This is a genomic window from Caballeronia sp. LZ028, assembly GCF_031451415.1.
Lineage (GTDB): Bacteria > Pseudomonadota > Gammaproteobacteria > Burkholderiales > Burkholderiaceae > Caballeronia > Caballeronia zhejiangensis.
In genome coordinates, this window is record NZ_JARUXN010000023.1 from 1 (window position 1) to 13144 (window position 13144).

At 55.0% G+C, this 13144-nt stretch carries 11 protein-coding genes and 1 pseudogene; 4 read left to right on the forward strand and 8 right to left on the reverse strand.

Annotated features, from left to right (window positions below):
• Positions 1-92, forward strand: a pseudogene (locus QCE58_RS33620) (IS5/IS1182 family transposase); the annotation flags it as partial.
• Positions 93-1415: 1323 nt separating this feature from the next.
• On the opposite strand, the gene QCE58_RS33625 reads toward QCE58_RS33620, so the two are convergent.
• From QCE58_RS33625 to QCE58_RS33645, 5 genes are all read right to left on the reverse strand, one after another.
• The gene (locus tag QCE58_RS33625; RefSeq protein ID WP_250522750.1) at positions 1416-2279 is read right to left on the reverse strand and encodes a hypothetical protein; all 864 of its coding nucleotides are present in this window, start codon (positions 2277-2279) and stop codon (positions 1416-1418) included.
• Positions 2280-2281: 2 nt separating this feature from the next.
• Positions 2282-3877: an AAA family ATPase gene (locus QCE58_RS33630; protein ID WP_250522749.1), complete on the reverse strand. Its 1596-nt coding sequence runs from the start codon at positions 3875-3877 to the stop codon at positions 2282-2284.
• A gap of 159 nt (positions 3878-4036) precedes the next feature.
• Positions 4037-4558: a GGDEF domain-containing protein gene (locus tag QCE58_RS33635; RefSeq protein WP_250522748.1), complete on the reverse strand. Its 522-nt coding sequence runs from the start codon at positions 4556-4558 to the stop codon at positions 4037-4039.
• Positions 4555-4905, reverse strand: coding sequence for an MASE2 domain-containing protein (locus QCE58_RS33640; protein WP_309781214.1), 351 nt, complete (start codon positions 4903-4905; stop codon positions 4555-4557). The genes QCE58_RS33635 and QCE58_RS33640 overlap by 4 nt, the downstream gene beginning before the upstream one ends.
• A 145-nt stretch (positions 4906-5050) precedes the next feature.
• A complete protein-coding gene (locus tag QCE58_RS33645; RefSeq protein ID WP_250522746.1) occupies positions 5051-5977 on the reverse strand; it encodes a GIY-YIG nuclease family protein in 927 nt (308 codons plus the stop codon).
• A gap of 227 nt (positions 5978-6204) precedes the next feature.
• Here QCE58_RS33645 and QCE58_RS33650 point away from each other — a divergent pair, with 227 nt between their 5' ends.
• Complete coding sequence (locus tag QCE58_RS33650) at positions 6205-7425, forward strand: hypothetical protein (RefSeq protein ID WP_250522745.1); 1221 nt, start codon at positions 6205-6207, stop codon at positions 7423-7425.
• A gap of 285 nt (positions 7426-7710) precedes the next feature.
• On the opposite strand, the gene QCE58_RS33655 is transcribed toward QCE58_RS33650, so the two are convergent.
• The 3 genes from QCE58_RS33655 to QCE58_RS33665 form a co-directional block, all read right to left on the reverse strand.
• Positions 7711-8559, reverse strand: coding sequence for a hypothetical protein (locus tag QCE58_RS33655; protein WP_250522744.1), 849 nt, complete (start codon positions 8557-8559; stop codon positions 7711-7713).
• A gap of 23 nt (positions 8560-8582) precedes the next feature.
• Complete coding sequence (locus QCE58_RS33660; RefSeq protein ID WP_309781209.1) at positions 8583-9035, reverse strand: hypothetical protein; 453 nt, start codon at positions 9033-9035, stop codon at positions 8583-8585.
• Positions 9036-9661: 626 nt separating this feature from the next.
• Positions 9662-10177 carry a DUF6471 domain-containing protein gene (locus tag QCE58_RS33665; protein WP_309781211.1) on the reverse strand — a complete coding sequence of 172 codons (516 nt, stop codon included), beginning with the start codon at positions 10175-10177 and terminating at the stop codon, positions 9662-9664.
• A gap of 436 nt (positions 10178-10613) precedes the next feature.
• Between QCE58_RS33665 and QCE58_RS33670 the strand changes: the two genes are divergently transcribed.
• Both QCE58_RS33670 and QCE58_RS33675 read left to right on the forward strand, forming a co-directional pair.
• Positions 10614-12119, forward strand: coding sequence for a hypothetical protein (locus QCE58_RS33670; protein WP_250522742.1), 1506 nt, complete (start codon positions 10614-10616; stop codon positions 12117-12119).
• Positions 12120-12441: 322 nt separating this feature from the next.
• The gene (locus tag QCE58_RS33675) at positions 12442-12780 is read left to right on the forward strand and encodes a helix-turn-helix domain-containing protein (protein ID WP_284502709.1); all 339 of its coding nucleotides are present in this window, start codon (positions 12442-12444) and stop codon (positions 12778-12780) included.
• Positions 12781-13144 lie beyond the last annotated feature (364 nt).

The following is a 13144-nucleotide window of genomic DNA, read 5'->3' on the forward strand; positions in this document are numbered from 1 at the left end:
GCTTCGAGCGCCTCGCTTTCATCCACGAGGCTTTGCTCGAAATCGCTTGCTGCATCATATGCTGGCGACACCTGCAAAAGTCATTCTGTTAACGCCTCTTAGTGGCTCTGAGTTCTTTGCCAGCTTTCGACAGGAGCGAAAATTCCGCTGATCTCGTATACGGTTTGTGCCAGCGAATTCTGCTTTTGCTGCCATCTGGAAGCTAAGCCGCTTCCCGGCTCGCCTCTACCTGCGCCGGGATAGAGCGGTCAATTGGCGAATTTCAACGAAGCGGCATAGCTCGTCGACGATCCGCTCACTACGCGGTGACGTTTTGATGCGGGACGCCGATGACTCACGCGAAAGGGCCTGTGGCACGACTGTCTCGCTCAAAGGGGACCTCAAGACGGAAACTTATCAACGCCGGTTTGCGCGATCGATAAAAGCGCCAAGCCAACGACACCATCCGGCAGGAAGTCACGAAAATTTGATTGTTGCGATTTTACAATTCGGCCCAACGGAGGCGAGTCTTATCAATTCACGCGTCGACGGCGAGGTCAGCTTGCTGTCAAACAACCATTTTGAACTTGGCTGAAAGCCGCGCCGGAACGTGCTCAAAAATAGCTTTCAAGTTGGACAAAACTTCCTAACTTATTGATTTTAAGTTAAAAAAATATACGCAGTTCTTCTATCTTTATCAGAAAGGTGCAATTAGTTCCAGCCGACCGAATGATGGGTCGCAGGCAACAATTTGCTCGTTTGGATATTGCTAGCAGTTTGGACGTCGGAGACGCTGACTTTGCGCACACGTTACAGATTCTGATGAACTTGGCCGATTGCATGCACTGAAATGTAGGCAAAGAGGCCTAGGCAGTATTTGCCTCGACTTCGGGGCTTATCTATGTTTTGAACAGAAATTCATTCTCGCCTGCTTGATTTGCTCGCGTCTCAGAGATATAAACGTGCCGTGGCCTCTCCACTTGACGGCTTCCTCGAGCACGGGAGGTCGAGCGTAAGTGCCCGTAGCGTTCGGTGTTCTCCGCACTGTCGGAGGTGAGCGGTGTTCGCCGCGCAAGCGAAGGTGAGTGGGCCCTGTGTTCTCCGCGAAAGCGGAGGTGAAGAGCGAGCCGGTCTACCGAGTAGGCTCGGTAGACCGGTTCCTTTTGCAGCGTGAGCTTTTTTCTCCGCTGTCGTATGGGTTGTCAGCGCTCAAGCCCTTTGCGTCAGTTTTGGGCGTGACGAGCGCGAGAATCGGCGCGGCCCTTGTTCCTGACGTGAATGTGGCTGCAAGCCAGGACAGAAAGTGGTGTTAATGTTCGAACGCTAATTTCTTTACGAACGGGGATTGGCGGGCCGGCAAGAGAGTTTGACCAAGCCTACGTCCACGGTTGGCCAGCGGCCCAGCTCGCTCCGCACGATCATGGAAGCGCCCGGCGTCACTTAACAAGGAAGTTAGGTTTCGGGATGTTGCGGAATCCTCCAGCTACGAACCAAGCATGATTTGCGAGCGTTTGATACATGACGTGCTGCCAGCTATTGAGCCGTTCTATATATCGATTACACTCGTCCCTTAGATGCGCAAGTACGCCCGCCGCACCTTCGCGGTTCTCGATTGACTCAAGATGTCCCCTGAGCGAGGACATATCTTCGTTGGCATTCGAGGTATAGCTGAGCCCAAGCTTCACAATGTCGAAGTGCCGTTGTGCTCGCAAACGTCTGATTTCGTCCCAATGAGGTGGTGGGCTTACATAGAAAGTCAGCGCCGGTGGCCCTTCAATGTCCAGCCGTGCGCAAATCCATTGCTCTTGCGTAAAGTCGTCGTAGTAGGGATGAATCGTTTGCTGACCGGCTTCTTTGGGATAGGACGAGAGCTTCGCCTTATTGCAAAAATCGCATATCGGCACGAGGTTATAGGGGCAGACGGCGAGGTCGGGATATTTGGACTTCGGCAGGTGGTGGTCGAGAGCGGAAACTACGCCGATTCCGCAAAGTGGGCACTTCCGATGAGGTGCTGCGCTTCGCAAGACATCATAGTACTTTCGGGCTGCGCTTTTCGCCGGACTCATATGGCCATCGTATAATTTTTCCAGCTCTGCTTTCGCGACGTCACCCACCTGGGCTACACGAGGGACCAAATGAAGTTCGCTGGCGCGCGCACGCTGATCATAATTGTCGGCCGTAGAAAGCAAAGTTGCTTTTACGGCTTCCAGGCGCTCTACCAATCCGGCGTCAGTAACGCCCGAGACACATGTTGAGAGCACGTCGACAGGCGCAAACGTGGGAAGAGCTAGTTTTCGCATGCTCAGTCGTCGGCGTCGACCGGGGAGGATTGTGTCGGAGGGAGTAGGCTGAGAGCCCGCGCTAGTGCTCGACCTTCTGCTCCTAGTTGGCCGTCAAATTCAGACACAATTGATTCATAGCTGCTGTTTTGTGCTTTTTCTGCAATGAGTCGATGAAAGCCTGTCTGCGTAACTTCCAGCCCGAAAATTTCTCGAGTTAGTACGCTGACGTTTTCGCCAAACGTTTCTATTTCGGGACGGTCTGCGCTCGCCTCGTGCCCAGCTCTGCTGAGTTTCCAAGCGCAGGATCGCGGCACTTCCTGAAGTACGACCGGAGAGTGTGTCGCGATGATCGCAACCCCGTTTCGGGAAATCAGCAAGTCGGACAATGTACGCACAAACGCGGAGAGGAGCGGTGGATGGAGGTGGCTCTCTGGCTCGTCGATTAACACAAGTGATTGCTCTTCGACGAGTTCGACCAGCCGCGTAATGGTGAGCAATACAATGGCATGGCCAGAACTCAGCAACTCATAAAGTTTCTTCGCACGCTGCTCGATCTCAAGTTCATCGTCGTTAGCGAGAGATGACACATCCGCTTCCGCAAACAGTGGGTCGCTCTCTAATGTTTCAAGCGCCTTCTTCCAACGTTGAAGTCGCACACCTTCACGGCACACGAGTACGCTTTTCGCGAATTCTTGGGACAGTTCCGGTGGACCCTTGATGCGTGCCAGTGATGAGTCGCCGTTCGGAGTCTCCTTGTCACGTTGCGCGTGAGTGACCAAGCCAATGTAGGCATAGCGCTTTGCAGTAGAAGCCTCTACGGCGACGTTGTTTACCCCGGTTAAAGGCCCCTTCGAATCGAATGCACTGAAAGACACGGCCACCAAACCTGCGAATCCAGGGTCTTCCTGAACTGGGCCGAAATCACTGGCTTTTGCGGTATTGATGATCGCGCCGACGCCCTTTGTTGGGTCTTCGTTTGGCATCCCTAGAAATGCGCGTCCCAGGAGGTCGAAGCAACGCGATTTCCCAACGCCGTTACGTCCGATGAGGACATGAATATTCGTTGCAGGAAGTGAGTCCGGAGTCACCGAAAACGAAAGGACGGGCGGTGGGGTTAGCGCCTTAGGATCTGTTGGAAATTGATAGTCAAAGCTGTAGGCGGTAAGAATCACGCGCCCAGTCGCCAGACGATGAAACCGCTGCTTCACCCGCGAAGGATCAACATAGCGGAGCAGTGATTCATACATCACGGGTTCCGACATATTGTCTTCGAAGGTTTCTAGCGAAAACGCGCAGTCTCGCATGGCACGAAGATATGTCTCCCGGAAGTCGTCTCCAAGCGAAATCAGAGTTTCGTAGTAGTTCTCGTCCTGACCGACTGAAAAATAGGCCTCGCCGAGTTCCGAAACGTCGTTAGGAATCTGGGTGGACGCTTCCCCTTTACTCATCCCTTTACGACCGATCTTGACTCCTCCAAGATGAGTTGACTTTCCGTCCTGGTCAATAACGCGGACGTTGAAGAGGGTGTGCCACACGAACCAATCGTTCCAGTTATCCTTATCGAGGATGATCGTCAGACCCGAACGGGTTAGCGGGGTACTTGAGAAGAGTCTCACGCGACAAGTTCTCCTGAGGCGCGTCGTATGGATTCGACCGAAAAGATCGGTTCAACGGGGATGGCGAGAGTCTACCACCTCCGAATCGGCTATCGTCGTGACTGGTGCCGTGATGGGGCTGGGATCCGTCGAACGTCTTTCGACAGCACAACTGACTGCCTATGTAGTCGTCTGTGCCTTGTTTTCATACGTGGCGTAGCGATTCCTCCCGCCTTTCTTCGCTCTGTACATTGCGGCGTCGGCCTTAGTCAACAGCGAATCGGCCTCTTGGCCATGCTCGGGAAAGCTGCTTATACCAACGCTCAGACGAGGATACAGGTTTCCTCCGCTTGTGAGGATGGGCAGGTTCACAGCTTCGATGATTCTGAAGGCGAGTCTTTCGACGGCTTCGAGCGTCGGCAGCCGTGACGCGATGATGAATTCATCGCCGCCGTATCGACCGATTTCCTCTGTCGCGCCCACGCTCCGTTCAAGTCGGCTCGCGACAGTGGCCAATAGCTCATCTCCGAACTGATGACCGAGGGAGTCGTTGACAGTTTTGAAATCGTCAAGGTCAATAAAAAGGAGGCTAAACCTTGTGTTGTTTGCCTGAGCCTCAGCAAGCCGTTCGTGCATGCGGCGGCCAAGTGTGGCGCGGTTAAGTAAGCCGGTCAGACTGTCATATTCGTTCAATCGCTTCAACGCGCAGATCGCTCCGCTAACTTGAGCGAAGTGCGATGAGTGACGATGCCGAGCGAGAGTGGATAGACAATCAACATCGGCGCGCTTGCGATGGTGCTGGCTGACAAACTGCCCCCGTCAAATGCGGCGCCGAAGGAGGCTATGCCGATTCCGATGCCGGGGAGGGAAAAGAGCGAGCCCTTAGCAAGAAGGCGCACGCCTCCGGCGGCTACGTTATTCATCATGAACATCAGAAGGACGAGGGCGGAGGGCAACAAAGCGAACTTCATCGCAACCACAAGCATGCCGCCGACGAAGTTGTCGACGAATATATTTCGCCGCTCGCTCGCGCCAGGTTGAGTGCCGATGCGAGTTAATTAAACGTGCCAGATGGTCGAGGTCAAAAATGGTATGGGGAAAACGTTTGGCGGTTGCCAATTAATACCCGCTCGAAGGCACGATACCCACGTGTCGGTGAAGGTATCAAATCGAAATGGCGGATTTTTGCGAGCGTCAGGCGGCTGAAAGGAGACGGAGACCCTCGAGGGAAGCGATGGTCGTTTCGTTATCGTCGTTTCGACGCTTCAAGTCATGAAGCGTTGTGCCGTGCGAATCCTTCCAGTCCAACCAGCCATTACACGCGGCGCCGCAAACCACCGCAGACGCTCCGCTTGGCGAGGTGAAGAGCACGTCCTCGACGAAAACGAGGACACCGTCCCGGATAGTGAGCTTGCCTTGCTGAAGCAGTTCTTCTCGCAGTCGAGCAAATGAGTGACTCTGGAACCCACGGCCGACTTCGGCCTTCCCGATTGAATCTTTGAAAACCACAAACCCTTCGTCTGTATAGCTGCCACGGGCTGATGTACCTGAACGCCGGCAGACGAGGACATCATCGGCGGCGCCGGCGAATGAGTTTCCAACAACCGGTTCGAAAAGCGGATAGCCCAAAGAGGCGACCAGCGTACGGCCGGTCTCGAAAATCTCGAGGCAATCGGCGACGAGAGGCGGCGGTGTATGGGAGCGCATGCCCTCGTTGCTGTTGTCCGTCCGATAGCGGGCGGCTTTCTTAGCCTCCTGGATAAACAGATTCTCTAGGAAAAGGACGTGCGTGGGAGTCAGGCTTTCAGTCCGCGTCGTCAAGACGACAACGCGTTGCCAAAAGTCACGCTCATTATTGTGGGCCGCCAGTCGTTTTCGCAAGTCGCCGCTCTGGCCAACGTACACCTGATTCCCTGAGCCATCCTCCCGCTCGCCAATAAGGAAGTAGAGCGACAACTGCTGAGACTCACGCATCGCGAGAAAGTCCGATAGGCGGCTACGAGGCACGTCTATCGCCTGCACGATTCGCGTGGTGATTTCGGCAATGCGGATGCCGCGCGGGTCACCGCTCGGTAAAAAGATTTGGATTGTTTGCGGTCGGTGGTTCATCGTTTCTGTCATCGGTTTCGATTCAGTTTTACGCCGAATCGGTTTAGTGTTTTCTACCGACAGAGTAGGCATCCGATTTTAAACGCCACCTTTAGCTAAGAATTTATATTCGAGGTTTTTCCATTTTTAGTCATTGACTCAAGCGATATCAGGCATTAGTCTAGCCGCATGTCGTCGCTTGATGATAATAAAAACTTACCGGCTGAGTTCTTGACGCTCCATAACAGAATTTGTTTTAAATGAACAATTGCAAAGACTATTCACTTCTCTCTTCCCTTCCGCGTATTGAATGGACTCGACAGTTTCGATACAGAGGAATCACTCCGGAGGCCGGGAACCAATATGCGGCCTTGGTTGAGCACGCTGCGGCCTTCTGCTTCGATGCGCTGGCGAGTACGTGGGAATGCGAGTCCGGATATTTCTGGAGCTCAGTCGATTGCAACGACCTTTTTGGCTGGCTGCAAGCCGACCAGCCCGCAATCGCTGCCGCAATATTGAGGTCGAACCTCAAAGAGGTGCTTGAGCGAAGGATTATGAGTCTCGTCAATTTGATGAGGCCCGCGGAGTCGCTTGCTCGGTACATGAAACCTGGAAGCGTGGCGAAAATCTTGGTGCATGAGGAGGAAGAGCATCAACTTTCGGCCGTGCTGGCTTACCTCGATGTAGACCACAACTGGGTTTTCGATGACCGCTTTCAGTCCGACTTTGAGGGGTGGTATGAGGAGGAGGGCGAAGACGAGCAGACGCCTGTCTACTACGTCGACGACGAGCTCCTTGAAACCTCGGGATACGGAGCGTGGGCAAAAGAGACGGCCGCGAGAGAGGTGCTGAAGGTTCTGCGTGGTAAAGCGACGTTGCGCCAGACCCGCCAGGAACGGCTCTCGCAATTTCCTATGACGTCAGCGACCTCAGATGCTGTTCAGCAAATCCGAGCGATGAACTCGAGCAAAAGCATGCTTTTCGTCATCAATTCGAGAAGTCTGCCGAAAGACTTCCAAGGTGGGACGAGCGAGCGCATATGTTTCGCTGTGACCGTGTCCGACTTGCTGCTCGGGGGCCTACAGTTGTCCACAGAGCTGGCAGGCGATGCCGAGATTTTCACTCGAGTGTTTCAAAGCCCGGGAACCGGCATCACGGTCCCTATGTTCCGACTGGCAACTGACATTTTGTGGGTCGATGCCCAACGAACTTTTGAACACCTGCAAAAGATGCGACGGGAGGTACCAATCCTATTCATTGGAACTGACAAGTGCTGTCTCGTCAAGTATCGGTTCAATCATTTCGACAAGCTGACGCAACTCTTCAACGAATCCAATGAAGCAAAGAGCGACCCTTTCGACTATAAGCAGGTCACCTTGGAGCATTTGAAAGCATTTTCGAACGTGTCAGGCGAGGTCCCGTCATTGCGCCATCATGTGCTTGACCTTACGCTTGCGTGCAATCCGGCCGCTGTTGATTAATATGAGTGGGTGCGCTTGGCGCACCCCTTTCACGCGCTGTAATGCAGGTCGCCCGGGGAGGTGATTGCCGCGCCGGCCGAAGCATGGTCCGCGCACCCTGGCTAGATTCACTTCTTCTGTGGCTTCATCTGGCCGCCGCACTGCCTGCAATGACTGGCAGATCCGGGCGGCTCAAAATATAAATAGCGATGTAAGCGGAGATGATTAGCCTGTGCGGTACGAAGGCGCGCCACTTCGGTCGCCCTCGCGCTTCGCAGATGGGGCCTACTTCAACGACTACTTTCGTTACGCCCTACGCCCCTCTCTCGATCTGTCCTCGCCTCCCTTGAGCGCGCCGAAGATAATCAGCATCGCTGCTTTGATATCAGATACCTTGCCAAGCGGCACTTGCGGAAGAACGAGATTTGCCTTCTCCGGGCGGAACGCAGTGACTGTGGCTACATCGTTTGCGATGGAAACACGCAGGCGAGATTTGAGAGAGTCAACGCCGCCAGGTCGAAGCTCGTGGACGAAGATTGTCGCGTCATCCAGAAAGGGATACGGAGGCATTGGCGATACGTATCCCTCCACGGTGATTGCCCGGAGGCAGCGCTTCCAGAGATTGACCCTCGGGTCGACTTCTTCGGCGGCCTTGTAGATGGGGCTAACGTCAACTGGCTCTTCGATGTGGTCGCCGGCGAATATCGCGACGGAGGTCATGCTGTAACCTGCAGCCTCTGCCGCCGCCATTCGCCGTAGATGGCGATATTGCCTCTCGTCGTCGAGGCAACTCAGCGGGGTTACGCCGCCCAAATTGCCTCTCCGCGATGTGAGGTAGTGAAATCTCACCATCGGTGGGGCAGGCACCAGGATGCGGCAAATCGAATGAAGCTTCGGAAGATTGAGTCGATTGTCGGCGAAGATAGCAGGGAAGTACAACTCGTCGTCGACTTCGATCTGGAAAATGCTTCCCGAGGCTAGCGAGCGACGAAGGTATCGCGCACGTGGACCGAGACGCACACGGAATTCCTCTTCGTTAATCAGTTTGCCCGTTCTCACCATTTCGCGGCGCGATCTCCGCGTCTGCTCTTCGAGAGCTTGAATGTCAATGGTCCCGCTTTCGTCCCCCTCATCGCGGGGGCGCTGCTTCGGCAAGCGTACGATTCGTGTGCTGACCATCATAGAAACTCTGATTCCAACTCAGCAGCTACGTCGAAGCACTGTTGTGTCATGCTGTCGATGGGCCCAAGCCGTACTGGGCTGGCTTTGTGCTGTATGTCTGGATGAGACCGATACGCGATGACACGTTCGTCTTGCCATATCCAAGTGCTAGCTTGTACCCAGTATCGCTTTTGAGGCGACATGACTCGGATTTCAGATTGGAAGAAGCTCGGCTTCGAGCATCGATTCGTCGGATAGGCCTGCTCCGTCCAGACACTATTCCAAAGCTGTGCCACCGCGATCGCCGGAGAATCCATCGGGTTCGTAGATAGGTCAATCGAAATCGACCGAATTCGGTCGGCACGTTCGCTGAAGGTGACAAACCAGCGCATCTTGACTCGATGGACGAACCAGTCGAATACCTCAAGGTCGTCACTGTCCTGCGAGATCACCATCTGGACACGAAGCATGGAAGCGTCCTTTAACGAAGATAATCGTGCATCGCGTAGTCCGCATCTCTCTTGTGGGTACAGAAGCAGTGCGACGGTGGCAGATGGGCTAAGGATGGGACCGCATGCGTGGCGCGTCTGTGATGCTTCAATGGAAGTCGCTGCGAACAAATATCTCGAAGGTAACGTCCCTAACCGACGCGGGCTCCACCTCATTGACGTTCAACCACGCCTGCCAAGTGTAAGTCGCGCCTGAGTCAAACCCTGGCGCGCCTACGAGAACATACACACGCCCTGTCTGCGTAACGCCTCGCCGCGATGAGACGTCGAGTTCTACGATTGCCGAACTGACGCGTCCCCCCAGATTTCCGGGCCTGGCGCCGACAAAGTAGCGTAGCTGGTCGTCCGTTTCCCAAACGCTCCATCTAAGCAGCTCTATCTCAGGTTCCTCGGATACGGGCTGGGGTCTCCAAATAGGCATTCGCCACCTCCTGTCGAGCTACTCCTTCGGCGCGAAGGCTCGCTCTAAATCCCGCCAACTAAGCGATCCGACATTCCCTGCATTGCGTGATTTCACACGCGGTTGAGTCACTATAGTTCAGTTCTTGTTGGATGCAAGGACCTTCATTCGACAGAGGATTGGAGCATTAGGCACGGCCGTCTACAGGCTGAGCCGCATCAAGTAGGTCGTCATGGTCGATGAATCGCTCCATGCCACCTATGCCGAGCACCGCTGCGCTTTGCAGCAGCAACGTCAAGGCGTATGAGCCTTCTTCGATTTGACCCTCTAATTGCTCAGCAGGCAGCGAGACACCGATTACTTGGAGTCGACGAGAGAGTTCATCGAAGTCGACGCCCGCGCGACGGTCCATTTCAGTGCGTAAGAGGGCGGCTGCCCGACGGTCCCAAGTTTTGGCGCTCCCTATGGCGTTCGACCACTGCGTTGGAAACTCTGCCTTCATAACGCTGAGCGCTTGCAGAAAGAACGAGCAACGCATTGCACCGCGCTGAATTTTTCCCTCTACTGACCGAGCGGTCTCGTCGGCTCCGTCCGCTCGCATCAGGGCGGCGAGAGCCGAATAGTTAACGTCCTTGCGAGCCAAGGCCGCTCGCATCACACGTGAGGCCAACCTATTCCATGCGCTCGGAGTACTTTCGCTCAAGGGATTTCCGTAGATTCGTTGATGTTTACAATGGCGTGTGAATTCACACGCGAATTATCAATGGCTGTCGGCTGGCTGCGTCTTCGTATTGCACACACGTTCCGGGAATTTTAGCTCGGCGAGATTGACTCGAAACGACTCTGGTTGCTGGTTCGCGATGCTGTCGTAGTCGCCCCGGCGCCTCCAGATGCGCGAGGACCAAAAGCACACTCGCGGAGATCGGTTTGACCGGGCGCAGCACGTTGGGAGACAGGGAAAGCGGGCCGGAAAGTTCGGGACCATAGTCGTCGAGGCTAAAAAGCGATCGCTATTTGAATACACATCCAATTGAATTTAGATCATGCTCACCTGCAAACCCATCATCACCGCTACGGCTCCCGGTCTTCAAACCTCCTTGGAACGAGTATTCCTTCACGCTGTCGAGCTTCTCCAAGACATGGACTCGACTCTGCAGTTCGGTATCGTGCCCACCGTCCCGGAGGTCGTGGTCTGGATGATTAGCAAGCAACAGCCCGAGATGTACGAATCCTTGTGCGCAGATGGCCAGCTGCCGCAATTCATCACGCTCTTGACGCTTTATCGTGACGTGCGTGCTGAGGCAAGCCGCATTCAACGTGAGCAGCATTGGGACGCAGAAGCCGAGATGTGCTGCGAACTGGAGGACTGGGGGCACGTCGAACTCGAGCACATTAGCGAAGCGATTCGAGTCGTTCAGCACGACGACCACCCTAAGGCAGCAGCGTTCTTCGCGCGAGTTGTCAAGGCTGCTCTAAAACGACGTGAAGCTTCACGTCGCGCGAGGGACGAACTGATGCGAGCGGGTGCGTTGGCGAGCGAGGCTGCGCAGGCGCCAAAGCAGACCGTCATCGCGGGTGGTACGCATGTGTCGGAAGCGATGAGGATGGCTCCGGTACCCGTGGACGATGCCGACCTGTTGCGCTTGGCACAACATCACGCGGAACACATTCTCATCGCAGGTGACAACGGACGACACTCCGACTATTGGAGCTGCGCCTATGCTGAGGCGATTGTGGCGTGGATTGAAGATGACATCCCGGATGTCGCCGCCGAACTCGTGCGACAAAGCAAGGCTGATGCCCTGCTGGTTTCGATTAAGCAATTTATCGAGTCGATGCGTCAGGTGGAGCATCTGTGGGATGTCCTGAGCGCGCCCTTGAGGGAACTTTTGGCAAAGGCAGATGGTTCTGACGCGGATGTCAGCCGGATAGTCGAGCACGTGGTGAGGGGTGAATTGCCGGAAGAGTCGGAGGCGGGCATCGGGCGTTGCACTGCGTTTGTCGTCGAAATGCTGGTACGAAGATATGCCGGTAGTGACCAAGTTGCAAAGAGTCTGAAGGTCTTCGAAACGGAAAGCATGTGGCGCGAAGCGGCTATTTGGGACTACCGGAACAGCGAAGACTTCGGTTCGAACTGTTGCATTGTCGAGACCAGCAATCTGCCTGCCGATATTCGCGGTGAAACGAGCGAGCGCTTTTGCTTACTGGTCGACATGCGGAGCGTGCCTCTCGTAAATGCGGAGGAGTTCGCCCGAACTGGTGAAGAGGGCGTTGACGTGCACATCGTCACGCGTTCGGGAGGAAGCGGAGCCACGATGATTGCCATCCACAATAAGCTTTGGTGTCAATGGGACGTCTTCATGGAAGTGATGCCTCGGTTCCGAACCAATATCCCAGTTGTCTATTCAATGGCGGAGAAGAGCGTGCTCGTCGTTCACCCGTTCTGTTTCTTCGCCGAGAACGCAAAGCTCCGCAACAAGGACTTGCGTCTGATTGAAACCTATCTGCTTAAGCACGACGCTGCCGGCGACTATTGTCAACGCGATTGGCTAGAAGAGACGCCTAAACTTCGACCGTTCATCGTTGAAGCCATACATGGTCCGGGAAGCAAGCAAATGGCCTCCGAGGCACATAAGACGTTTTGAGTTGAGAAACTTCAAAGACTTGAACCTTGGCTAACGGCAGCAAAGTCGCGCTCACATGCAGTGCTCGAATCACGTACGGGCTTGGAAGTTGAGTTTGCCGCGAGCGGCGCAGCCTTTCCGACCTGAATCGCATCGGCGTGGCGGCTGCATATCCTTGATGAAGACATGTCGAGACGACTTGAACGCACCAGCCGACTCCAAGCTCAATCCTGCGTATTTGAAAGGTGTAACGTGTCGTATACGGCACGTTATGACGATTTTATGCTGTAATGTGTCCGATACGATACATTACAGCAAACGCGACGCGTAGCTCAGGTGACACATGGACCTTTTCGAATTGGGGCAAGCGTTCCGTACCGCCCGAATGGCTGCGAACCTGACGCAAGAGAACGTCTCCGAACGCAGCGGCATCACCCGCGCGCGCGTTAGCCGCTTTGAGACTGGGAGGCTACCTGAGATCGGCGCGATAAAGCTTCTGAGTCTCTTCGAGGCAGTGGGACTTGAGCTCTATGCCCGTCCAATTGGCTACGGACGTACCTTGGACGATGTTCTCATCGAACTGCGAACGCCTGAAGTCCCCGTGGAACAGACTCGGCGACGCGTTCGACTCCCGCGTTCTGCGGCCGCTGCCAAGACCTCGAAGAAGGTCGGTGGCTCATGACCGTCCTCGATATCTTACGGGCCACGTGCCGTCGACCGTTTGCGGAGTCAGCCGGATGTGACAGGGGAGAGGTGAGGCCTGCACCCCCCAACGAAGGCGAACGATGTTGTTCCCGGATACCGGTTGACGGCGCAAAGAAAATCTCGGTCAAACACGCATCAATGCGCGATGGCTTCCGGAGCGCGTTGTCTGTATTGCGCAGCATGTGAGGGCTTCGGTTCATGCACGAGGGTTTGCCACGCATCGCCGAGCTAACGTCAAGAGTGGTGTATGAGCAGCATCGTGACGGTCGATTTCAAGCGGCGAGTTTCTGCTGAACCGGTCGATCGTCTTGCACCGGTTCGCCGTCCTTGAAGGGGACGCC

Excerpts from the sequence above, each read along its gene's own strand:
- QCE58_RS33675 (WP_284502709.1), top strand. The coding sequence starts at position 12,442 with ATGGACCTTTTCGAATTGGGGCAAGCGTTCCGTACCGCCCGAATGGCT.
- QCE58_RS33670 (WP_250522742.1), top strand. The coding sequence starts at position 10,614 with ATGGACTCGACTCTGCAGTTCGGTATCGTGCCCACCGTCCCGGAGGTC.
- QCE58_RS33650 (WP_250522745.1), top strand. The coding sequence starts at position 6,205 with ATGAACAATTGCAAAGACTATTCACTTCTCTCTTCCCTTCCGCGTATT.
- QCE58_RS33660 (WP_309781209.1), bottom strand. The coding sequence starts at position 9,035 with ATGCTTCGTGTCCAGATGGTGATCTCGCAGGACAGTGACGACCTTGAG.
- QCE58_RS33625 (WP_250522750.1), bottom strand. The coding sequence starts at position 2,279 with ATGCGAAAACTAGCTCTTCCCACGTTTGCGCCTGTCGACGTGCTCTCA.
- QCE58_RS33645 (WP_250522746.1), bottom strand. The coding sequence starts at position 5,977 with ATGACAGAAACGATGAACCACCGACCGCAAACAATCCAAATCTTTTTA.